Raw genomic sequence first — 23,224 nt, 5'->3', positions numbered from 1 at the left:
ACGCATCGGGCGGCCCGCGGGCCGCCCGTTTTCTTGCCTGCCGTGCGTTTTCCGCCTGCTTCCGCGCCCATTCTTGGTGGCCGCGCCCGCGGTTTTCGCCTGCGTTTTGCTCCGAAAACCGCCGCAAGCGACTTCTCCACAACTGGGCGGCGAAAAGTTATCCCCATTCGTCCACAGCCAATTCACAGGCAATCCACAGGAATTCCACAGGCGCTGGGGATAGCTTTCCCCGTGAAGGCTGTGGAAAACCCGCTTTCCTAGTATTTCAGGCCGGTATCGCACAGCACCGTGGCCACCGCCGCATCCGGGCGCAGCCGTCCCGAACGCAACAGCTTGGCCGCCGCGCACACGTTGGCGGCAGCGGAATAACCCACGTACAGCCCCTCGCGCACGGCCAGCAGGCGCCGCCATTCCTGCGCCTCGTCATCGGTGACCGCAATGCTCAGGTCCATCAGGGACGGATCCCAGTGCGGCGGCACCGCGCCATAGCTGGTGCCCTGGATCAGGTGGCGCGCCTTGGTCACCGGCGCGCCGGCCAGCACTTCGCAGCCCAGCGGCTCGACCGCCGCGCAAACGGTGGCGGCGCTGGCCGCCTTGAGCGCGCGCGCCACGCCCATGAAGGTGCAGCCGGTGCCGACGGCCGCGGCCCAGCCATCCAAGGGGGCGCCGAATTGTTCGAGGATTTCGCGGCCGGTGCCGGTCTCGTGCGCGGTGATGCATTCAACCGCGTTGAACTGGTCGACGTAGAAGCCGCCGCGCTCGCGCGCCAACTCGGCGGCGACACGGGCCGCCGCCTCGACGTCGGCGCCAGTGACCTGCCCCGGGGCGCCATCGACCTGCGGCACCAGCACCACCTCGGCGCCCAGTCCTTCCAGCATGCGGGCACGGGCGGGGCTGTTGCCCGCCGACATGGTGACGACCAGCGGATGCCCCAGCGCGGCGCAGGCCACCGCCAGGCCCGCCCCCATGTTGCCGCTGGTCATCTCGATCACCGGCATGCCGGGCCGGAGCCGCCCATCGGCGCGGGCGGCCAGCAGGATGGCCTTGGCGGCGCGATCCTTGACGCTGCCGCCCGGCTGCAGGAATTCGGCCTTGGCCACGATGCGGCCAGGGCCATCGTGCGCGCGGCTCAGCGCGATCAGGGGGGTGTTGCCGATGAGTTCAATCGAAGAGGTTGCCAGCATGTCGAGTCCGGTGGATGCCCCGCGCGCATCCGGCGGATGCCGGGGGCGTGGTTGCCGCGTACCGGACTATTTTAGGGATGCTGGGATATCCACAGGTCGGCGCGCGCGCCGATCAGTCGCGGCGGGGCGCGATGTCGGACGGCGCGACAGCCGCGGGCTGCGACGGCGCGGCATGGGCGCCGTCAGCCGCCAGCGCGGGCGTGGGCGAGGCCAGGGCCACCAGGGCCAACGCCAATGCCACGCCGGCCGCGGTGGCGGTGCGAACCAGTCGTTCGCGCAGGTCAGGTGACAGATTCATGGTGTTCCTTGTGGATAAGTCGCGCATCGGCCTAGAACGGCACGTCGCCCTCGATCGTGGTGCGGTACAGCTTGCGGCGCAGGTGGTCGGGCGTGCCGCCCGCCAGGTGGATGAGCGAGCGGTTGTCCCAGAACACCAGGTCGTGCGGCTGCCAGCGGTGGCGGTAGATGTGTTCGGGCCGCACGCTGTGCGCGAACAGTTCGTCCAGCAGTTGCCGGCTCTCGTCTTCCGGCAGGCCTTCGATGTGGGTGGTGAAGCCTTCGCTCACGAACAGGGCGCGGCGGCCATTCTCGGGATGGGTGCGCACCACCGGATGCGACACCGCCTGCACCTGCGCCACCTGCTGCGCGCTCAGGTTGGGCCGCCAGTTGCCTTCCTTCTGCAGCTGGCCGTACTTGGCCAGGTACGAATGCACCGCGCGCTTGCCTTGGACGGCGTTGCGCAGCGCGGCGGGCAAGGTGTCATAGGCCAGGTGCATGTTGGCGAACAGCGTGTCGCCGCCTTGCGCCGGCAATTCCTGCGCATGCAGCAGCGAGCCCAGGCTGGGCAGTTCCTTGTACGAGATGTCCGAATGCCAGTACTTGCCCGCATCGCCCAGGCCGACCGGCTTGCCGTTCTCGACGATGTTGGAGACGATCAGGATCTCGGGATGATTGGCCAGGTGGAACTGGTGCAGCACGTGGATCATCAGCGGCCCGAAGCGGCGGCTGAAGTCGATGTGCTGCTGCGGCGTGATGCGCTGGTCGCGGAACACCAGCAGGTGGTGGTCCAGATGCGCCTGGTGCACGCGCTTGAAGTCGGCGGGCGACAGTTCTTGTCCCAGGTCCAGGCCGATCAGTTCGGCGCCCACCGGGCCCGGCAGCGGCCGCAGCTCGAACGCCTGCGCGGCCGGGCGCGGCGGGACGGGGGCGGCCTCTTCGCGCCGCACGGCGTTGCTCTGGGACATCGGTCACTCCGGTTGGCGTGGCGGCGTTGCCGCCGGCGCTGAGATCCATCCGCGGATGGATCAGGAATGATCGATTATGGAAAGCGCGCCTTGTATCTCAAACGAAGTTATCGGCGTTTGAACAAAGCCTGGCGTCATATAGAAAAACCGCCCGGGGCAAGCGGGCGGTTTGTGGCGGCATGGCGCATAAGCAAATAACCGCAATGCCTGAAGCGCCGTGGCGCGCTACTTGTGCTTGGGCAGGTAGGCCTCGACCAGCTTGACCCAATACGTCGCGCCGACCGGCAGCAGCGCGTCATTGAAGTCGTAGTTCGGATTGTGCAGCTGGCAGGGCCCCATGCCGTGATAGCTCTCCATGCGATGGTCGCCATCGCCGTTGCCCAGGAACAGGTAGGTGCCGGGCAGGGCTTCCAGGAAGAAGGAAAAGTCCTCGGCGCCCATGAAGGGAGGCATGTCGCGCACCACGTTCTCGGCGCCGAAGGTGTCCTCGGCCACCTGCGCGGCAAACGCGGTTTCCTTTTCCCAGTTCACCAGCGGCGGATAGGCGCGCACGAAGTCCAGCGTGCCGGTGCCGCCGTACACCTGCGGCAGCGTGGTGGCGATGCGGCGCATGTCTTCCTCGATCTTGTCGAGCACCTCCACCGAATAGGTACGCACCGTGCCGCGCAGCACCGCTTCGCCGGGAATCACGTTGTAGGCGTCGCCGGCGTGGATCTGCGTGATCGACAGCACCGCCTGCTCCAGCGGATTCTTGCTGCGCGAAATCACCGTCTGCAGCGCGTGCACCATGTCGGCCGCGACGATGATCGGGTCGACCGACGCATGCGGCTGCGCGGCGTGGCCGCCCACGCCCTTGATGACGATGTCCCAGCGGTTGCTCGACGCCATGGTGGGGCCGGCGCGAAAGCCGAACTGGTTGACCGGCATGCCGGGCATGTTGTGGATGCCGAACACCGCGTCACAGGGGAATTTCTCGAACAGTCCATCCTGCATCATGGCGCGCGCGCCGGCGTTGCCGCCTTCCTCGGCCGGCTGGAAGATGAACACCACGGTGCCGTCGAAATCGCGATGCGTGGACAGGTATTGCGCCGCGCCCAGCAGCATCGTGGTGTGGCCGTCGTGGCCGCAGCCGTGCATGCGGCCGCTGATGGTGGACTTGTGCGCGAAGCGGTTGTGCTCGGGCATGGGCAGCGCGTCCATGTCGGCGCGCAGGCCGATGGTCTTGCCGCCGCTGCCAGCGCGCAGCACGCCGACCACGCCGGTTTTCCCCAACCCCGTGTGGACTTCCAGCCCCCATTGGCGCAGGCGCTCGGCCACCAGGCTGGAGGTGCGAGTTTCCTGGAAGGCCAGCTCGGGATGGGCGTGGATGTCACGGCGCAGTTCGGTCAGCTCACCGTGGGCGCGTTCGATTTCGGCTAGGATTTTCATGGCGGTGGATAGGCGGAAGGGAATAGGGCGGAAAGGACAGGACGCAAACGAGAGAACGGATGTCGTATGACAGCGTATCGGAAAATTCTCGCGCCCGTCGCCGGCCGCGTCCAGCGTTGTTACGGATTGGCGCTAGCGCGCGTCGTTCAGGTGGCAGGCGCTGAACTGCATCGGCGCCACCTCGCGCAGCAACGGCCGTTCGGTCTTGCAGCGCGGCATGGCGTGTGGACAGCGCGGATGGAAAGCGCAGCCCCCGGGCGGATCCAGCGGCGACGGCAGCTCGCCCTTGATCGGCTGGTAGCTGCGGCGCCCCGGTGTGAGCGTCGGCAGTTCCTTGAGCAGCGCCTGCGTGTACGGATGGTTGGCGCGCTGGAACACGGTATCGGTCGGCGCCAGTTCGACCACGCGGCCCAGGTACATGATGGCGACGCGATCCGAGATATGGCTCACCACGCTCAGGTTGTGGCTGATGAACAGGTACGTCAGGTCCAGCTCGTCGCGCAGTTGCTCGAACAGGTTCAGCACCTGCGCCTGGATCGACACGTCCAGCGCCGCCACGGCCTCGTCGCACACGATCACCGAGGGTTTCAGCGCCAGCGCGCGCGCGATGCCGATGCGCTGGCGCTGGCCGCCCGAGAACTGGTGTGGATAACGCTGCGCGAAGGCCGGGTCCAGCCCCACCTGGCGCATCAGGCCGGCGACGTACTCGGCCTTGTCGCGCGCGCGGATCAGGCCGTGCGCCACCGGCGCCTCACCGATGATCTCGCGCACCCGCATGCGCGGGTTGAGCGAGGCGTAAGGGTCCTGGAAGATCATCTGCACGCCCAGCTCGTAGGCGCGCCGCTGCGGGCCCGCCATGGCCTTCACCGCCTGGCCCTGGTAGCGCACCTCACCGGAAGAGGGCGGCAGGATGCCCGAAACGATGCGACCCAGCGTCGATTTGCCGCAGCCGGATTCGCCGACGATGCCGATGACCTCGCCCGGCTGCACGTCCAGGTCCACGCCGGCCACGGCGTGCACCACCTGCGTCTTCAAACCCGCGCCCAGCAGGTTGGCGATGCGGCCGGCCAGGTCCACGCGTTGCGTGAAGCGCAGCTCCACGCCGCGCAGCGACAGGATGGGGGCGGCGTTGCGATCAGCGGCGTTCATTGGACCTCCGGCGCGCCGGCATGCCAGCAGCGCACCCATTGCGCCGGGCGCACCTCCACGGGCTGCGGTTCGGTCAGACAGGCCTCGCTGGCGCGCGGGCAGCGCCCGCGGAACGCACAGCCCTGCGGCAGGTTGAGCAACGACGGCGTCATGCCGGGAATCGGCACCAGCGGCCGGCCGCGCGATTCCGGCGTCGGAATCGAGGCGATCAGGCCGTGCGTGTACGGATGCATCGGATGACTGATGACATCGCGCGTGCTGCCGGTCTCGACCACGCGGCCGGCGTACATCACCGACACGCGGTCGGCCAGGCCCGCCACCACGGCCAGGTCGTGCGTGATCCACACCAGGCCGGTGCCGGTCTCGCGGCACAGCTTCTGCACTTCGAACAGGATCTGCCCCTGGATGGTCACGTCCAGCGCCGTGGTGGGTTCATCGGCGATGATGACGCGCGGCGAATTCAGCAATGCAATCGCGATCGCCACGCGTTGCCGCATGCCGCCGGACAACTGATGCGGATAGGCACGCAGGCGTTCCTGCGGCGACGGGATGCCGACCATCGTCAGCGTCTGCAGGGCGCGTTCACGCGCCTGTTCGCGCGACACCTTGTGATGCGCCTGCACCGCTTCGATCATCTGCGTATCGACGCGCAGCACCGGGTTCAGCGTCATCATCGGGTCCTGGAAGATCATGGCGATCTCCTGGCCCCGCAGTTGCCGCCAACGCGCCGGCGACGCGCCGCGCAGGTCCTCGCCGTTCAGGCGCAGTTCGCCCTGGACGATGCGGCCGGGCTCGTCCAGCAGGCCCATCAGCGAGAAACCGGTGATGCTCTTGCCCGAACCCGATTCGCCCACCAGCCCCAGGATCTCGCCCTCGGCCACCGTCAGGTCGACGCCATCGACCGCCTTGACCACGCCGTTGCGAGTGAAGAAATGCGTCTTCAGTCCGCGCACATCGAGGACCGGCGACTTTTCCACAGCTTGTATCTGCATCGCGTCCGCCCTCAGTTCGCGTGGCGCGGGTTGAGCACATCGCGCAGGTGGTCGCCCACCAGGTTGATGGCGATGATGGCCAGCGCCAGCGCGATGCCGGGGAAGAACGAGATCCAGTACTGGCCCGACAGCAAATACTCGAAGCCGTTGTAGATCAGCATGCCCAGCGACGGCTCGGTCACCGGCACGCCCACGCCCAGGAACGACAGCGTGGCTTCCAGCGCGATGGCGTGCGCCAGGTCGATGGTGGCGATCACGATCAGCGGCGGCATGCAGTTGGGCAGCACGTGGCGGAACAATACCCGCCCCCACGACAGCGACATGCAGCGCGCCGCCTCGACGTATTCCTTGCCGCGTTCGACCAATGCGGCGCCGCGCGCGGCGCGGGCGAAATAGGCCCACTGCACCACGATCAGCGCGATGATCACCTTATCCACACCCTTGCCCAGGATCGCCAGCAGCATCAGCGCCACCAGGATCGCCGGGAACGACAACTGGATATCCACAATGCGCATCAGCAGCGCGTCGATGCGCCCGCCGAAGTACGCCGCGATCAGGCCCACGGTGGCGCCGATGCCGAACGCCGCCAGCACCGACACGGTGGCCACCAGCAGGCTGGTGCGCATGCCGTACAGGATCGCCGACAGCAAGTCGCGCGCCTGGCCATCGGTGCCCAGCCAGTAATGCATGCTGCCGTCGCCGCTTTCGCTGCCGGGCTTGAGTTTGGAATCCATGATGTCCAGCGATGCCAGGTCATACGGATTCTGCGGCGCGATCCAAGGCGCCAACAAAGCGGCGCCGACGATCAGCACCAGCATCACCAGGCCCAGCGTGGCCAGCTTGCTGGCGAAGAAATCGCCCACGAAACGGCGCCACGGCGTCTGTTCCCTGGCGGCGGCGGGTACGGCAGCAGTCACGGGGGCGGTCATCGGCGGCTATCCAGGCGTACGCGGGGATCCAGCACCGTATAGATGATGTCCACCACGAGGTTCAGCATCACAAGGAAGAACACGATCAGCAGCAGGTACGCCACCACCACCGGCCGGTCCAGGTTGATGATGGAATCGATCAGCAGCTTGCCCATGCCGGGCCACGAGAACACCGTCTCGGTCACCACCGCGAAGGCCATCACCTGGCCGAACTCCAGGCCCGCCACTGTCACCACGGGGATCAGGATGTTCTTGAGCAGGTGCACGCCCAGCACGCGCTTTTCCGACAGGCCCTTGGCGCGCGCGAACTTGATGTAGTCCATCGGCAGCGCCTCGCGCGTGGCGGCGCGGGTCACGCGGATGATCATGGCGCACTTGGCGAAGGCGATGGTGGCGGCCGGCAAGGCCAGGCTGAGCCAGCCATCCAGTGTCAGCACGCTCAACTGCAGCGAACCGATGCTGACGGTCTGGCCGCGGCCGCCGGCCGGCACCCAGCCCAGCATCACCGCGAACACCATGATGAGCATCAGGCCCACCCAGAAATTGGGCAGCGAGAACCCCAGCACCGATCCCGTCATGATGGCGCGCGAGCCGGCCGCCTTGGGCTTGAGGCCCGCGATGATGCCCAGCGGCACGCCGATCAGCACCGACAGCAGCATGGCCACACAGGCCAGCTCGACCGTGGCCGGCATGCGCTCCAGGATCAGGCGCATGGCCGGTTCGCCGGTCAGGAAGCTGTTGCCGAAATCACCGCGCACCGCCTGGCCCATGAAGATCAGGTACTGCCGCCACAGCGGCAGGTCCAGGCCCAGCGAGGCGCGGATGGCGGCGCGTTGGGCCTCGGTGGCCTCCGGACTGGCCAGCATCGACACCGGATCGCCGACCATGTAGATGCCGGCGAAGACCAGCGCCGACATGACCAGCATGACGACGATGGTTTGCAGCAGCCTTCGTACGATTGTCGCTAGCACAGGATACCGCCCGCGACGTGCGTCACTTCTTCAGCGTAGCGAACTGCGCCAGCGTGACCTGGTCGGGACGGCCCTGGAAGCGGATGTCGTTCTTCATCGCCCACACCGACAACTCGAAGTGCACCGGCAGCATGGCGTAGTCATCCATCGCGATGTTGCTGGCCTTGGACAGCAGCTCGGCGCGCTTGGCGTCATCCATGGTGGACGAGGCTTCCTTCACCAGCTCGTCCATCTTGGGATTCGAGTAGCGGCTGCGGTTGGTAGTGCCCAGGCCCGCCTCGGGATTGCGCGTCACCAGGAGCGAGGTCAGCGCGTTCGACATCTCGCCGCTGGTCACCGACCAGCCGGCCAGGTAGGCCGAGAACGCGTAGCTGTCGCGGTTCTTGAAGAACACCGGCGGCGCCATGGCGTCGACGCTGGTCTTCACGCCCACGCGGGTCCACATCGACGCGATGGCCTGCGCCACCTTGGAATCGTTGACGTAGCGGCCCGACGGCGAGCCCAGCGTGATCGAGAAGCCGTTGGGATAGCCGGCTTCCTTCAACAGCGCCTTGGCCTTTTCGACATCGGCCTTGGGCGCCTTGGAATGCTCCTTGCTCGACCCGAACATGGGGTAGGGCAGCAGGTTGCCGGCGGGCAGCGCCACGCCACCCATCACGCGCTCGACCAGCGCATCGCGGTTGATGGCCAGCGACAGCGCTTCGCGCACGCGCTTGTCTTTCAACGGATTCTTGTCGGTGCCCTGGATGCCGGGCGAGGGCTCGGCGTACTGGTCCAGCGCCACGTACACCACGCGCACCGACGGCGTCTCTTCGACATACAACTTCTTGTCGCCCTTGAGCTTGGGCAGGTCATCGGTCGGGGGATCCTCGATCATGTCGACGTCGCCGGCCAGCAGGGCCGCCACGCGCGCCGCGGCATTGCTGATCGGGCGATAGATCACCTTGTCCCACACGGGCTTCTTGCCCCAGTAGTTTTCATTGCGCGCCAGCACGAATTCGGCGCCGCGCTTCCACGACACGAACTTGTACGGGCCGGTACCGATGAGGCCGTCGCCGCTGTTCAATTCCGTGGTGGTCTTGCCTTCGGCCGCGGGGCCGGAGGCGGCCTTCTTCGACATGATGGGCAACTGCGCCAGGTTCACCAGCAGGTTCGGCGCCACTTCCTTGGTGGTGATGCGCAGGGTCATCGGATCCACCGCTTCGGCCTTGGCCACCGAGCCCAGGTACAGCGTGAACGGCGACGGGCTGTTCGGCACCTTGGGCACGCGGTCATAAGTGAAGACCACGTCCTCGGCGGTGAACGGCGACCCATCGGAGAACTTCACGCCGGGCCGCAGCTTGAAGGTCCACACCTTGCCATCGACGGTCCAGGACTCGGCCAGCGCCGGCACCGGCTTGAGCTGCGCGTCGGTGGCCACCAGCGTGTCGAAAATGGTCTGGGAGATCTGGGTGTTCGGCGTCAACGCGTGGTACTGCGGATCCATCGATGATGGCTCGGTCTTCAGCCCGATCACCAGGTCGCGCGCCAGCGCCGAATTGAGGGTGCCGAAGGCCAGCAGAACCGCTACCGAACCACAGGCCAACACACGCGAAAACCGAGATGCCATCATGATCTCCCAGGGTTGTTTCGGGTTTTAAACCTCTGGCGCACCTTAACCAGCAAACAAGGCCCCGCGCAACAGTTATATTCCCCTATTGTCCTTGCCTCGCGTTGTCCCCGATATGTCCGTCCATGCCCCTATTGCCGCCATTGCAACCGCCCCCGGAAGAGGTGGCATCGGTGTCGTGCGCGTTTCTGGTGCGGACCTGTCCGAATTGGTGCGTCGCCTGTTCCAGCGCGAACTCACGCCGCGTCACGCGCACTATTTGCCGTTCAAGGCGGTCGATGGCGAACTGCTCGACGAAGGCATCGCGCTGTACTTCAAGGGGCCGCATTCCTACACCGGCGAAGACGTGCTGGAACTGCAGGGCCACGGCGGACCCGCGGTCCTGCGCCGCGTGCTCGACAGCTGCCTGGCGGCGGGCCGCGACCTGGGCCTGCGGCTGGCCGAGCCGGGTGAATTCACCCGCCGCGCGTTCCTCAATGACCGCATGGATCTGGCGCAGGCCGAGGCCGTCGCCGATTTGATCGAAGCCTCGTCGGTGGCCGCCGCGCGTGGCGCCATGGCGTCGCTGTCGGGCGACTTCTCGGCGCGCGTCAACGACCTGTCCGACCGCATCATCCACCTGCGCATGCTGGTCGAGGCCACGCTCGATTTCCCCGAAGAGGAAATCGACTTCCTCGAGAAATACCAGGCGCGCCCCACGCTGCAAAAGCTGGCCGGCGACCTCGCCCATCTCATCGCCCAGGCGCGCCAGGGTGTGATCCTGCGCGAAGGCCTGCATGTGGTGCTGGCCGGCCAGCCCAACGTCGGCAAATCCAGCCTGCTCAATGCCCTGGCCGGCGACGACGTTGCCATCGTCACACCGATCGCCGGCACCACGCGCGACAAAGTGGTGCAACAGATCCATATCGACGGCGTGCCGCTGCACATCGTCGACACCGCCGGCCTGCGCGAAACCGAGGACACCGTGGAAAGCATCGGCATCGCCCGCAGCTGGCAGGAAATCGAGCGCGCCGACGTCATCCTGCACCTGCAGGACGCCACGCAGCCCGGCGACGAACTGGACGCGCAGATCACCGCTCGCCTGCCGCCGCGCACGCCAGTGCTGAAGGTTTTCAACAAGGTGGACCTGTTATCCACAGCCTTTGCGGCCGGCCCCGGCGAACTCGGCATCTCGGCCAAGCGCGGCGCGGGCCTGGACGCGCTGCGCGCCGAGCTGCTACGCATCGCCGGCTGGAATCCCGGCGCCGAGTCGCCCTGGCTGGCGCGCGAACGGCACCTGCACGCGCTGCAGGATGCCGCCGATCACCTGGCGCTGGCCGCGGAACACGCCGAACAGGACGACCGCGTGCTGGACCTGTTCGCCGAGGAACTGCGGCTGGCGCATGACAGCCTGTCGAGCATCACCGGGAAGTTCACCAGCGATGATTTGTTGGGCGAGATCTTCTCGAGCTTCTGCATCGGGAAGTAGCGCTCATGGCCGCTCCCGCCAGCACACCTCACCGGATCCGCCTGGCGACGGTCGATGACCTGGCGGCGGTCGAACGTATCGTCCACGACGCCTACCGTCATTACGTGGCGCGCATCGGCGCCACGCCGGGACCGATGCGCGACGATTACCGCGTGCGCATCGCGCAGGGACAGGCGCAGGTGCTGGAGGACGACACCGGTATCCAGGCCGTGCTGGTCCTGGTGCGCGAAGCGGATTGCCTGCTGCTCGACAATGTGGCGGTGTCACCCGGCGCGCAAGGGCGCGGCTATGGCCGCGCGTTGATGCAATGGGCGGAAACCATCGCGCGGCAGGCGGGCTATCCGCGCATCCGGCTGTACACGCAGGAAGCGATGAGCGAGAACATCGCCATCTATCAGCGCTATGGTTATGTCGAGACGCATCGCGCCGAAGAGATCGGCCTGAAGCGCGTGTTCATGACGAAAAACCTGGATTGACCGACCACAATAAATGAGCAATAGCTCACTTTTCGATTTCAGTGACAGTCAGGCAAGCCAGCTTCCTTCAAGGAACACCAATCTGCACGCTATTGAAAAACACCTCGGGAAAAATATGAGCTTTTGCTCACCCCTATTTTCAAGAGGTTTTTGGCCAAAATTTCAGATCAAGAACGCCGCGGCCTATCCGTCGGAAGCATTGGCGCCGCTGTCAACGTCTCGCGCGCAATGCGATTGCTCGCCAGCGATTTCGCGTACACCGAATCCGGCCGGATGCGCTGCGCAATGACAAAACCCGTGATGCACGCCAGCATCAACGGCAACATCACCTCATAGCTCAACGTCATCTCGAAAATCATCAATATCGACATCAGCGGCGCGTAGGTCGTGGCCGCCAGCAGCGCCCCCATGCCCACCACCGCGTAGCTCGATACCGCGGACAGGTCGCCGGCGGGAAACAGCGCATGCAAACCGGAACCATACAGGGCGCCGACGGCAGCCCCCACGAACAGCGTCGGCGTGAATACCCCGCCGATCGCGCCGGAACCGACGCTGGCGCCGGTGGCCACGATCTTGAACAGCAGGATCGCCGCCACCGCCTGCCAGGCCCATTCCGTGTGCAACATGCTGTTGACCACGCTGTAGCCGTTGCCCCAGACCTCGGGCTTGAACACCGACAGGGCGCCCACCACCAGTCCGCCGAGCGCCATCTTGGCCCACAACGGCAGCGTCAGCCGACGAAACAGCGCCTTCGATGCATCCAGGAACCGCAGGAATTGCGGCGCCACCATCCCTGCGATGAGGCCCAGCCCCAGGTAATTGGCCACTTCCCAGCCCGACACGAAATCGAACGGCGGCATATGGAACACCGCGTCATAGTGCAGGATCTGGCGCGTCACGATGTTGGCGACCACCGATGACACCACCAGCGGCACCAGGGTGGCCGACGCTATGGCGCCATAGACGATCTCGGAAATGAACAGCGCGCCGGCAATCGGCGCGTTATAGGCGGCCGTGATCCCGGCGGTGGCGCCGCACGCCACCAGCAGCCGCAGATGCCGCGGCGGCAGCACCAGGTAGCGGCCCGACAACGACGAGAACATCGCCGCCAACTGCACCATCGGCCCTTCGCGGCCAATCGAAGCCCCGGAACCGATTGAAAACAAAGAAGAAATGCTACGCGCCACGGTCTGGCGAAAGCCGATCACGCCGCGGCCAATGGCAATGGCCTCCATATAGTCGGCGGCCCCGCGCGGCGGCAGCCGGCGAGCGGCCACCTGCAGGATCAACCCGGCGATCGCGCCGCCGGCCGCCGGCAGCAGCAGCCGTTCCCAGGACGACATGCCGCGCGCCAGCGACACCATGCCATGCGGCGAATCGACCCCGCCCAGCAGCATCTGAATCCAGCCCAGCAGTTCCCGAAAGATCACCGTTGCCAGCGCGCCGGCCAGCCCCATCAGGGCTGCCGCGCACAGCGTCGCAGGAAGATTGTCGGCCAGCAAACGGCCTCTCAGCCAGGTTGCCCAGGCCGGTTTCTTGATTCTGAGTTGTCTTGCCATGGGCGGATTCTACGGCGGAAACCTGCTCACTTTTTGTTCAGCCGGACGTCAACCACGGCGGGACGCCACCCCTCACATGGCCGATTCGGGCAACGCCTCCAGGGGCCTTTACGGGCCTGCAAAGAGGCGAAAACCAGGGTAGGCAACCAGCGTTTTTTCGGGGTAAAAGTGCCGCTGCCCGACCCGGTTTGGCAGAAGAGGGCTGTGGATAACTCCTAAGGCGGCAGGTTGTGCACATTGTGTGGAGGCGAGTTGAACAAGCGGGGGTTTTGGACGAGGTCGGAAATCTTGTCCAACTTCGGCTCTTTTTCCACACAGAGTTCTTGCACAGCCAAAAACGGCCGCAAGTCGATGAAAAAAAAAGGGTTTCCAAGGTTAAGGTAGTTATCCACAGGCCTTATTAATCATTAGTCTTTATATAAAGAGAAATACAGGGAAAAGACAAACATGCTTTCTCCTATCCCCCAGCCACGCCCCCCCGGACTCCGTCCATGCGCATCCTCCTGATAGAAGACGAAGCGGAACTTGCCCGCTGGCTGTCCAGAAGCCTGGCCCGACATGCGGGCTTCGTTGTCGAATGGGCTGACGACGGATTGGTCGCCGAAAGAAGGTTGGCCGTCGAAGAATTCGATGCGGTCATCCTCGACCTGGGACTTCCCGGCATGGATGGCCATACCTTGCTGGCGAAGATCCGCGCGCGGGACGACCGCACGCCGGTGCTGGTCCTGACCGCGCGCGATTCATTGGCCGAAAAAATAGGGACACTTCACGAAGGCGCGGACGATTTCCTGCCGAAACCGTTTGTTGTGGAAGAGTTGGAAGCGCGCCTGATCGCACTGGTGCGTCGCAGCCGTGGCCGTGAACACCCGCGACTCACCCTGGGAAACCTGGTTTTCGAGACTTCGGGGCAAAAGTTCACGGTCTCGGGACAGGCTTTGCAGTTATCCCCACGTGAACACGCCGTACTGCGGGTGTTGATCCAGAAAAGCGGCGAACCCATCAACAAGCAGCAGATCCTCGACCGCATCGTGACCGACGATGCCGACATCAACCTCGAAGCCATCGAGGTGCTGGTGCACCGCCTGCGCAAGAAATTGGCGGAAACCGGCGTGCAGATCACCACCATGCGGGGCATGGGCTACTGCCTGGAGAACGCTGTTGACAACTAGTTTTCCGGAAAAAACCCCGGTTTCCAGGAAAAAAAACCGCAATCGCACCCTGAAAACGCAGTTGCTCTGGTGGTTGATCCCCACCCTGGTCCTGGTGATGATGGGCGCCCTGTGGCTGTCCAACCACCAGCTGCGCAACCAGGTCGACATTGCCTACGACCGTTCGCTTGCCGGCGCGCTGCGCGCGATCGACCACAACATATCCACAGCCAGCGGTGGATTAGCCATGGAGCAGCCGTATCTGATGCTGGAATTTTTCGAGTTGACGGCCAATGGCAGCGTGTTCTACCGCGTGGCCACCGAGGACGGCCTGGCCGAGATCGGCCATCCCGGGCTGCCGATGCCGGCCCAGCCGCTGGTTTCGGGCGAACCGCAGTTCTTCTACGCCACCTACCAGGGGGCTTCCGTACGCGTGGCCGCGCTGGCGCGGGCCATGGATCCACCGCTGTACGCAAACAAAGGGGGACGGGTTATCGTCCAGGTCGCCGAAGGGCTGGAAAGCCGCCAGGCCTTCCTGCACCAGGTGCTGGTGCGTTCGGTCGAACGCGACCTGGCCGTGATCCTGATCAGCGTGCTGGTGATCGTCCTGGGGGTTTTCATGGCCCTGCGCCCCCTGGAGCGCCTGCGCCAGGAAGTGGAAAGGCGCTCCGCGGACGATTTAAGCCCCGTCAGCGCGTCGGAGATGCCAGGTGAGGTCCTACCCCTGGTCGCCGCCGTAAACCTCCACATGGCCCGTTACGCTGCCCAGGCGAGGGTCCAAAGCCAGTTCCTGGACGACGCCTCGCACCAGTTGCGCACGCCCCTGTCGGTTTTGCGCACCCAGACGGCATATGCCTTGCGCGAAACATGCCCCCAGGAGGTCCGTACAGCCCTTCTGGCGATGCAGGAGGGGTTGGACAGGGCGGTACGCACCACCAACCAGATGCTGGCCCTGGCGCGCGCTAAAGACGCCTCGCTGGCCGAAGGCGGCCTGGCGGCCGAACCGGTGGATCTGGCCGCGCTGGCCCACGGGGTCATCCGGACCCTGTTGCCGACCGCCCGCGCCCGCCAGATCGACATCGGGCTGGATGCCGGCGACGACCCGCTGGTGGTGCAGGGCGTGGACTGGCTGCTGCGCGAGGCGGCAAGCAACCTGGTCGACAATGCCATCCGCTACACCGCCCCGGGCGGCGTGGTGACCGTGGTGGTGCGCCGCCAAGCCGGCCAGGCCAGCCTGGCGGTGGAGGATAGCGGCCCAGGCATGTCGGCCGAGGACATTGCCCGCGCTGGAGTTCGGTTCCGCCGGGGCGCGGCCGGCAAGAACAAGCCCGGCGCCGGATTGGGGCTGGCCATCGTCGATACCATCGCCGGATTGCTGGGCGCCCGCCTGGTGCTGGAGAACCGGACGCCCTTGGCCGGCTTGCGCGCGGTGCTGGTGTTTTCCCTGGAAACAGTCCCGTATGTTGCGCCGCACCAGGAAAATGGCGATTTTTGAAAGGTTCTGGAAAGCTTCGATTTTGTACGGTTGCATCCGCTGGAGCCCGACCAGGCGGCAGACCGCCCCGATCGCCAGCCATGCCTAGACCTATAAATTCGGAGACGCAAGAATGCAGACCAGCCTCAAGCTGCGCCTGGCCGCCGTCGCGGCGCTCGGCGCGATCACCCTTTCCCTGGGCGCCGCCCATGCCGCCGACGAACCGCGCCGCCCCGAGTGCATTGCGCCGGCCCAACCCGGCGGCGGCTTCGACCTGACCTGCCGCCTGGCCACCGAGGGCCTGAAGCAGAGCGGGGCGCTCAAGAGCGCCATGCGCATCGTCTACATGCCGGGCGGCATCGGCGCGGTGGCCTACAACAACATCGTTGCCCAACACCCCAACGAGCCCGGCACCATCGTGGCGTTCTCGGGCGGTTCGCTGCTGAACCTGGCGCAAGGCAAGTTCGGCAAGTACAACGTCGACGACGTGCGCTGGCTGGCGGCCATCGGCACCGACTACGGCGTGGCCGTGGTGCGCAACGATTCGCCGTACACCGACCTGAAGGGCCTGATGGACGCGTTCAAGCAGGATCCGACCAAGATCGTGCTGGGCGCCGGCGGCACCGTCGGCAGCCAGGACTGGATGAAAGCCGCGCTGACCGCCAAGGCGGCCGGCGTCGATTTCAAGAAGATGCGCTTCGTGGCCTTTGAAGGCGGCGGCGAGGCCGTGACGGCGCTGCGCGGCGGCCATATCCAGGCCTACATGGGTGATGCCGCCGAGGCCTTCACCATGCTCGAAGGCGGCGCTCCCATCCGCGTGCTGGCGGTCTTCAACGACCAGCGCCTGCCGGGCAAGCTGGGCACGGTACCCACCGCGAAAGAGCAGGGCTATGACATCGTCTGGCCCATCATCCGCGGCTTCTACGTCGGTCCCAAGGTGTCCGATGCCGACTACCAGTTCTGGGTCAACGCCTTCAATCGCGTCGCCGCGGCGCCCGAGTTCGCCAAGCTGCGCGAACAGCAGGGACTGTTCCCCTTCAACAAGACCGGCGCCGACCTCGATGCCTACGTGAAGCAGCAGGTCAAGCAATACGCCGAACTGGCCGACTCTTTCGGCCTGGTCAAGAAATAAGCCGCAAGGCTTGCCTACCGACCGCGCGCGGGTGAACGCGCACCTTGCGCCGCCGGCTCCCAGCCGGAGGCCGGGGCGGGCTTGCGCCGCGCGGTCCTTCTACCAACGGAAAGCTGATCATGAACGATCGAATCCTGGGCATCGCGGCGCTTGCGCTGGCGGCCTTCATGACCTGGGCGGGGTGGGGCATCGAAGCGCCGTTCGCCTATGAACCGGTGGGCCCGCGCGCCTTCCCGTTGCTGCTGGCGCTGATCATCGGCCTGTGCGGTCTGCGCCTGGCCTACAAGGGCGGCAACGCGGTCGAGCCGAACCCCGCCGGCGCCAACGGCCGCATCGCGTTGATGGTGGTGTTCGCCGCCGCGTATGCGTTCCTGTTCCAGTGGCTGGGTTTCATCATCGCCACCGCGTTGATGACGGTCTTCGTCGGCCGCCTGTTCGGCGGCGGCTGGGTCAAGTGCGCGATTGGCGGCATCGTCATGAGCGCTTTCTTCTACGTGCTGTTCGACAAGGTGCTGGACGTGGTCCTGCCCGGCGGGCTGCTGGAGAACCTGATATGAGCGGAATCCTCGATCATCTATCGATCGGCTTTGGCGTGGCGTTCTCGTGGACCAACATTCTGGTGGCCGCGATCGGTTCGTTCTTCGGCACCATGGTGGGCGTGCTGCCGGGCCTGGGGCCGATCAACGGCGTGGCAATGCTGATCCCGATTGCCTTCGCCATGAACCTGCCGCCCGAGACCGCGCTGATCCTGCTGGCGGCGGTGTACGTGGGCGCGGAATACGGCGGCCGCATCACCTCGATCCTGCTCAACGTGCCGGGCGAGGCCAGCGCCATCATGACGACGCTGGACGGTTATCCATTGGCGCGCCAGGGCTTGGCCAACGTCGCGTTGTCGCTGTCGGCGTGGTCCGCCTTCTTCGGCGCGATCGTGTCGGTGGTGGGCATCATCCTGCTGGCGCCGCTGCTGGCCAAATGGGCATTGGCGTTCGGTCCGGCCGAGTATTTCGTGCTCATGATCTTCGCCTTCTGCTGCCTCACCAGCCTGCTCGGCAAGCAACCCATCAAGGGCGTGCTGGCGGCAATGATCGGCCTGTCGATCTCGGTCATCGGCGTGGATGCGAACTCGGGCGTATACCGCTATACCTTCGACTCCGTGCACCTGGCCGATGGCATCGATTTCGTGGTCGTGGTGATCGCCTTGTTCGCGGTCAGCGAGATGCTGGAAATGCTTGAGAAGGTGATGGCGGGCCACAGCGTCGAGGTCAAGCCCAGCGGCCGCAAGCTGTTCAATTTGAAGGAGCTGGCGTTCACCTGGTGGAGCGTGGTGCGCAGCGCATTGGTGGGCTTCGGTGTCGGCGTGTTGCCGGGCGCCGGCGCCAGCGTGGCCGCGGCCGTGGCGTACTCGCAGGAAAAGCGCATCATCGAAGCCAAGGATCCGGATGCCAAGTTCGGCAAGGGCGACATGCGCGGCCTGGTGGCGCCCGAAGCCGCCGCCACCTCGTCGGCCATCGGTTCGTTCGTGCCCATGCTGACGCTGGGCGTGCCGGGCTCGGGCACCACCGCGGTGATGATGGGGGCGCTGACGCTCTACAACATCACGCCGGGTCCAGTGCTGTTCGACTCCAAGCCGGAGCTGGTGTGGGGCCTGATCGCCTCGCTGTTCGTGGCCAACGTGCTGCTGTTCGTGATGAACGTGCCGATGGTGCGCCTGTTCTCGAAAGTGCTGTCGGTACCGGGCTGGCTGATGGTGCCGGGCATCCTGTGCATCAGCTACATCGGCGTGTATGCGATCAACGCGGGCACCTTCGATCTGCTGCTGGTGGCAGGCATCGGCACGTTGGGCTATTTCCTGCGCAAGTTCGGCGTGCCGATGGCGCCGCTGGTGCTCGGCGTGGTGCTGGGCGACATGATGGAACAGAACCTGCGCCGCGCCTTGTCGATGACCGACGGCAATGTGTCGGTGCTGTTCGCCAGCCCGGTCGCGATCGCCTTGTGGACCGCGGCCATCGCCGTGGTGATTGTCCCGCAGCTCCTGCGCCGTATGCGCAAGGCCAGGAAGGCAGTCGCCGAACCGGTGTGATGGATCCGCGCGCCGGCCTGTCCGCGAAGGCCGGCCAGCTGCGACCGAGGCACCGGTCATTGCAAGGGAGCGACGCGGCGCTCCTTTTTTTCATGGGCGACATGCGGAGCAGATGAAAAGAAAAACGCCCCGGCGGGGCGTTTCCAGTCGGCGTGTGTCGCGTGGCGTCAGACTTGCGCCAAGCGCTCCAGCGCCGCGTCCAGCGTCGCGTCTTTCTTGGCGAAGCAGAAGCGCACGATGCGGTGGTTGGAATCGGCGGCGTCGGGCCGTTGATAGAAGGCGGAAACCGGGATCACCGTCACGCCATGCCGCACTGTCAGATCGCGCGCGAAGTCCGCTTCGTTCTGTTTGGATATCTCGCTGTAGTCCGCCAACAGGAAGAACGTGCCCGGGCTGGGCAGCGGCTTGAAGCGCGTCTTGGCCAGGCCTTGCGAGAGGCGATCGCGCTTGGCCTGGTAGAAGGCTGGCAAATCCAGGTAGGGCTTGGGATCGCGCATGAACTCGGCCAGCGCGAACTGCATCGGCGACGGCACGGTGAACACCATGAACTGGTGCACCTTGCGCAGCTCCGCGCTGAGCTGGCGCGGCGCGCAGCAATAGCCGATTTTCCAGCCGGTGGTGTGGTAGGTCTTGCCGAACGACGAGATAACGAAAGCGTGTTCAGCCAGCAGCGGACGGCGCGCAATGCTCGCATGCGGCTTGCCGTCGAACACGATGTGTTCGTAGACCTCGTCCGACACCAGCAGCACGCCGGTGTCGCGCACGATGGCTTCGAGCGCGTCCAGGTCGCTGTCGTCCAGCACCGCCCCGGTGGGGTTGTGCGGGAAGTTCAGCATCAGCAGGCGGGTCTTGGAAGTGATGGCGTCGCGCACGCGTTGCCAATCGATGCGGTAGTACGGATCGTCCGAGGTGGGCGCGCGCAGCGGCACCGGCACCGCGGTGCCGCCGGCAAGGCGGATGGCCGGCAGGTAGGAGTCGTAGCAGGGCTCGATGACGACCACTTCGTCGCCGCTGCCGACCGCGGCCAGTACGGTGGCCATCAGCGCTTCGGTGGCGCCGCTGGTGACGGTGATCTCGGTTTCGGGATCGTAGGCGCGGCCGTACAGCGACTGCGTCTTGGCGGCGATGGCCTCGCGCAGCGGCGCCACGCCGGGCATGTAAGGGTACTGGTTGTGGCCGTCGGCCATGGCCTTGCTGACCAGCGCGCAGAGCGCGGGATCGGGATCGAAGTCCGGAAAGCCCTGGCCCAGGTTGATGGCCTTGTGCTCGATGGCCAGGCGGCTCATGACGGTGAAGATGGTGGTGCCGACGTCGGGAAGTTTGGATCGGATCATGGTGGACGCGAAAAGGAACGCTGGGTGTGCGCAAGAGTTTTCGTAAGTATCCCACTAACTCATAATTCGGGATTCTCATGAGCTTATGGCGTGGGCGGTATCGTGTTTCGGAACATGTTGTGGAGGGTGGCGGGCGGTTTGGCGATTGCACTGGCCGGCGCGTTGCTGGCGGTGTGGGCGCATCTGCCGCTGCCGTGGATGCTGGGCGCGTTGCTGCTTACCGCGGCGGTGCGGATCGCGGGCGGGGCAACGGTGTGCCCGCGGCCGGCGCGCAATGCCGGCCAATGGGTGATCGGCACTTCGCTGGGCCTGTATTTCACGCCGCAGGTGATCGACCATATCGGCGCCAATGCCGGTCCCATCGTCGTGGGCATGCTGTTCGCATTGGGGCTGGCATTCATCGGCACCGCGCTGTTGCGGCGCTATACCGACGTCGATTTCAAGACCGCGTGGTTTGCTTCGGCTATTGGCGGCGCCAGCGAAATGGCCAGCCTGGCCGAACGCCACGGTGCCCGTATCGACCGCGTGGCGACCGCGCACAGTGTGCGCGTGCTGCTGGTGGTGGTGACCGTGCCGTTCATCTTCCAGTGGTGGGGCGTGGCGGGCCTGGATCCGACGGTGCCGGGTCCGCGTACGGTGCACGCTGGCGGGCTGGCCGCGCTGGTTGCGCTGACCTGCGTGGGTGGCCTGTGCTTCATGAAACTGCGCTGGCCCAATCCCTGGGTATTGGGACCGATGCTGGCGGCGATGACTCTGACTGCATGCGGCATCGAGCTTTCCGCCTTGCCCGATTACGTGCCGAAGGTCGGCCAGTTGCTTATCGGTTGGTCGCTGGGTGATCGTTATCGGCCGGACTTCTTTCGTGCCGCGCCGCGCTTCATCGCGGTGGTGGCGGCTTTCACCGTGGTGGCGCTGGCCTTGGCGTTCGGCCTGGGCGCCTTGTTGTCGCTATGGTCGGCGGCGCCGATACCGACGCTCATCCTGGGCACCACGCCGGGGGGAATCGCCGAGATGGCGATCACGGCCAAGGTGCTGCAGCTGGGCGTGCCCGTGGTGACTGCGTTCCATGTGACCCGCATGGTGTTCGTCGTGCTGGTCACCGGCCCGATGTACGCGTTCCTGGCGCGTCGCAACGCAAATTCCGCGTAGCGGTATTGGGTTCCAGTCAGAAAAATACGACATTGGGGAAAACAACTATATGAGTCTGTAATGCTGGATGAGTATGCTGGTTTCCGCAGTTGATTCAAGCAGCGCGCGGACTTGTCTGCCGCTTTTGCGGCAAGCGAGAACGCAGCAGCAACGCAGGTATCCCTACCGGTCGTTCAGTTCTCACGGCGTCCTTGATTCATTGCATCTCGTTAATTACAGGACGCTAGGAAAATGGCTCAGAAGGGCAAAGTTAAGTGGTTCAACGCTGACAAGGGTTACGGTTTCATTACGCCGGACGCCGGCGGTACCGATGTTTTCGCACACTTTTCCGCCATCCAGGGCCGCGGCTATCGCAGCCTGAACGAAGGCCAGGAAGTCGAATTCGAAGTCAAGGATGGTCCGAAAGGACCTCAAGCGGCCGAAATTCGCCCGCTCTAAATCGGGAAATCCCAATTTCCCGTGTGCCAGGCCAGGCCTGGCTACAACGCCCCAGAACCTCGCGGTCTGGGGCGTTGTTTCTTTGGGGCCGCGGCGCATTCTCACGCGCTGCATAGAGACAGTTAGTAATCACTAACATATTCTCGGCCTTTGGATAAGTTTGTGGATAATTATTTTCGGGCATGAGCAATTCGTTGCGCAGTAATGAAGCAACGGCGCGTTCGGAATAATGGTTTTGCACATTTTTGGGTTGAATCCATGGTGTTGTCCCACCGTCATCGGCCGCGGGCTGGCAGCACTCTTTCCCCAAGGGCATGCAGGGGGAAATAACGCATTTCCCCAGGAAAACCAGGCATTTACGCCTTTTTTTCAATGCCGCCGCCGGCCATTCTCCCGCAGCCGGACGAGACGGCTTTTCACCAGGAACGGCATTTTTGCCGTTTCCAGGCGCGGTTGTTCACAAAGATATCCCCATCCCGGTTATGCACAGAATGATGCCTGGATTAGCCAAAAGGCGAGCGTTCAACCTGTGGATAGAAATGGGGATAGCGGCTCTTTGCCGAAGGGGGAAGGCGCCCGCCGAGCGACCTCTGATGTCATGGACACTGGATTGCCGCGCGTTTTGAAGGACCGCGGCGGACTTCATGTGAAGGAATTTCACGGCGCGAATCGGCAAGCGACTTTTCCACAACCAGCGGTCCGCATTGCCGGCGGGTGTCCGTGCCTCGGCCGAAAGGATGATGGCGCAAAGGACCGGCGAGGAGCAAGATGATTGTCCCGCCCATCCATTGGCTTTGCGAGTTATGCACAAAAGGCGGTGGCCGACCGACACGGAAGAGTCTGTGGACAAGGTGATGGTCAGGCGCGGCGGTTGGACTGGCGAAGAGAATCGAAGTTCCCGCGCTTGCGGCCGGGAGGTGGGCAGGTTTGACTGCCTGGGCCGGCCGATCTGGAATGTCGTGACCTGGCTGCGAGGCTTGCTTATCGGATCGATAGTCGAAGCTTATCCACATTTTTGTCCACCGGAATGCGCATGTCGCACATGGTTTGGATCTGGTAGGCGAAGCCAGCTCTTATGGGAACGGAAGGGCGATGCCTGAAGCGCGGTTTTCCTCGCTTTCATTGCGGATTTGTGCGTTTTCCCGATTATGGGTATTTGTTCTCCAACGCAAGAGTGCGCAGTCGCATGGCACCCCTCCCGCATCTTTCCGCCGACTTTGCAGGCGACTTATCCCCACAGTTGTTCCACGTGAAACCGCCGCGCTGATGTGGATGGCTTGGTGGATAAGTCGCCGTATGAGAGCCTGGAACTCCGCCGCCATCGCTTTTTCTGCATTGAGTTCGCGACGATCTACTCGATATGGATTTCGGCGACGCAAACACGCATTGATCGCGGCGACAGGATCTCCTCGCCTCGAGTGTTTGTTTCTGATGTCGCTGCGAAGCGTGCCATACACTTT

General features: G+C 64.9%; 20 protein-coding genes. 9 read left to right on the top strand and 11 right to left on the bottom strand.

Translation table 11 applies throughout. The annotated features are described in order from the left end of the window. Positions 1-257: 257 nt before the first annotated feature. The 9 genes from AC6CR5_RS20215 to AC6CR5_RS20175 all read right to left on the bottom strand — a co-directional run bounded on the left by AC6CR5_RS20215 (position 258) and on the right by AC6CR5_RS20175 (position 9,506). Positions 258-1,184: a PLP-dependent cysteine synthase family protein gene (locus tag AC6CR5_RS20215; protein WP_020925776.1), complete on the bottom strand. Its 927-nt coding sequence runs from the start codon at positions 1,182-1,184 to the stop codon at positions 258-260. Positions 1,185-1,296: 112 nt separating this feature from the next. Beyond that, a complete protein-coding gene (locus tag AC6CR5_RS20210) occupies positions 1,297-1,482 on the bottom strand; it encodes a hypothetical protein (protein WP_024070813.1) in 186 nt (61 codons plus the stop codon). Positions 1,483-1,513: 31 nt separating this feature from the next. Further along, positions 1,514-2,428, bottom strand: a complete 915-nt coding sequence (locus AC6CR5_RS20205; RefSeq protein ID WP_053499055.1) for a TauD/TfdA dioxygenase family protein — start codon at positions 2,426-2,428, stop codon at positions 1,514-1,516. A 225-nt stretch (positions 2,429-2,653) separates the two neighbouring features. Next, entirely contained in the window at positions 2,654-3,856 is a 1,203-nt protein-coding gene (locus AC6CR5_RS20200) for a M20 aminoacylase family protein (protein WP_498084867.1), read from the bottom strand. 132 nt (positions 3,857-3,988) lie between these two features. After that, complete coding sequence (locus AC6CR5_RS20195; protein WP_150101925.1) at positions 3,989-5,005, bottom strand: ABC transporter ATP-binding protein; 1,017 nt, start codon at positions 5,003-5,005, stop codon at positions 3,989-3,991. Then, positions 5,002-5,997: an ABC transporter ATP-binding protein gene (locus tag AC6CR5_RS20190; RefSeq protein ID WP_054499238.1), complete on the bottom strand. Its 996-nt coding sequence runs from the start codon at positions 5,995-5,997 to the stop codon at positions 5,002-5,004. The genes AC6CR5_RS20195 and AC6CR5_RS20190 overlap by 4 nt, the downstream gene beginning before the upstream one ends. Positions 5,998-6,008: 11 nt before the next feature. Further along, entirely contained in the window at positions 6,009-6,926 is a 918-nt protein-coding gene (locus AC6CR5_RS20185) for an ABC transporter permease (protein ID WP_006389547.1), read from the bottom strand. Continuing rightward, on the bottom strand, positions 6,923-7,897 hold the full coding sequence (locus AC6CR5_RS20180; protein WP_006389548.1) for an ABC transporter permease: 975 nt from the start codon (positions 7,895-7,897) through the stop codon (positions 6,923-6,925). Before AC6CR5_RS20180 ends, AC6CR5_RS20185 begins: the two co-directional genes overlap by 4 nt. A gap of 22 nt (positions 7,898-7,919) precedes the next feature. Further along, entirely contained in the window at positions 7,920-9,506 is a 1,587-nt protein-coding gene (locus tag AC6CR5_RS20175; protein WP_498084866.1) for an ABC transporter substrate-binding protein, read from the bottom strand. A gap of 115 nt (positions 9,507-9,621) precedes the next feature. Between AC6CR5_RS20175 and mnmE the strand changes: the two genes are divergently transcribed. Next, the gene (gene mnmE, locus AC6CR5_RS20170; RefSeq protein ID WP_049052302.1) at positions 9,622-10,974 is read left to right on the top strand and encodes a tRNA uridine-5-carboxymethylaminomethyl(34) synthesis GTPase MnmE; all 1,353 of its coding nucleotides are present in this window, start codon (positions 9,622-9,624) and stop codon (positions 10,972-10,974) included. Between the two features lie 5 nt (positions 10,975-10,979). Then, positions 10,980-11,450, top strand: coding sequence for a GNAT family N-acetyltransferase (locus AC6CR5_RS20165; RefSeq protein WP_054446127.1), 471 nt, complete (start codon positions 10,980-10,982; stop codon positions 11,448-11,450). Between the two features lie 167 nt (positions 11,451-11,617). Here AC6CR5_RS20165 and AC6CR5_RS20160 read toward each other — a convergent pair whose 3' ends face one another. Next, positions 11,618-13,009, bottom strand: coding sequence for a ClcB-like voltage-gated chloride channel protein (locus tag AC6CR5_RS20160; RefSeq protein WP_173000149.1), 1,392 nt, complete (start codon positions 13,007-13,009; stop codon positions 11,618-11,620). A gap of 491 nt (positions 13,010-13,500) precedes the next feature. Here AC6CR5_RS20160 and AC6CR5_RS20155 point away from each other — a divergent pair, with 491 nt between their 5' ends. The 5 genes from AC6CR5_RS20155 to AC6CR5_RS20135 all read left to right on the top strand — a co-directional run bounded on the left by AC6CR5_RS20155 (position 13,501) and on the right by AC6CR5_RS20135 (position 18,843). Beyond that, on the top strand, positions 13,501-14,178 hold the full coding sequence (locus AC6CR5_RS20155) for a response regulator (protein ID WP_006389554.1): 678 nt from the start codon (positions 13,501-13,503) through the stop codon (positions 14,176-14,178). A 97-nt stretch (positions 14,179-14,275) separates the two neighbouring features. Continuing rightward, positions 14,276-15,652: a sensor histidine kinase gene (locus tag AC6CR5_RS20150; RefSeq protein ID WP_498085753.1), complete on the top strand. Its 1,377-nt coding sequence runs from the start codon at positions 14,276-14,278 to the stop codon at positions 15,650-15,652. A gap of 112 nt (positions 15,653-15,764) precedes the next feature. Continuing rightward, positions 15,765-16,763: a Bug family tripartite tricarboxylate transporter substrate binding protein gene (locus AC6CR5_RS20145; protein WP_498084865.1), complete on the top strand. Its 999-nt coding sequence runs from the start codon at positions 15,765-15,767 to the stop codon at positions 16,761-16,763. 119 nt (positions 16,764-16,882) lie between these two features. After that, positions 16,883-17,320, top strand: a complete 438-nt coding sequence (locus tag AC6CR5_RS20140; protein ID WP_006389557.1) for a tripartite tricarboxylate transporter TctB family protein — start codon at positions 16,883-16,885, stop codon at positions 17,318-17,320. Further along, entirely contained in the window at positions 17,317-18,843 is a 1,527-nt protein-coding gene (locus tag AC6CR5_RS20135; RefSeq protein ID WP_006389558.1) for a tripartite tricarboxylate transporter permease, read from the top strand. Before AC6CR5_RS20140 ends, AC6CR5_RS20135 begins: the two co-directional genes overlap by 4 nt. Before the next feature lie 167 nt (positions 18,844-19,010). Here the strand turns inward: AC6CR5_RS20135 and AC6CR5_RS20130 are convergent, their stop codons facing one another. Then, complete coding sequence (locus AC6CR5_RS20130) at positions 19,011-20,177, bottom strand: pyridoxal phosphate-dependent aminotransferase (RefSeq protein WP_006389559.1); 1,167 nt, start codon at positions 20,175-20,177, stop codon at positions 19,011-19,013. Between the two features lie 114 nt (positions 20,178-20,291). Between AC6CR5_RS20130 and AC6CR5_RS20125 the strand changes: the two genes are divergently transcribed. Next, positions 20,292-21,326 (top strand): AbrB family transcriptional regulator, encoded by a 1,035-nt coding sequence (locus tag AC6CR5_RS20125; RefSeq protein WP_054514182.1) that lies wholly within the window; start codon positions 20,292-20,294, stop codon positions 21,324-21,326. Between the two features lie 231 nt (positions 21,327-21,557). Further along, positions 21,558-21,764, top strand: a complete 207-nt coding sequence (locus AC6CR5_RS20120) for a cold-shock protein (RefSeq protein ID WP_006389561.1) — start codon at positions 21,558-21,560, stop codon at positions 21,762-21,764. Positions 21,765-23,224 lie beyond the last annotated feature (1,460 nt).

This window comes from Achromobacter sp. EG18 (assembly GCF_059759395.1).
This window is presented reverse-complemented; position numbering and strand designations above follow the sequence as displayed.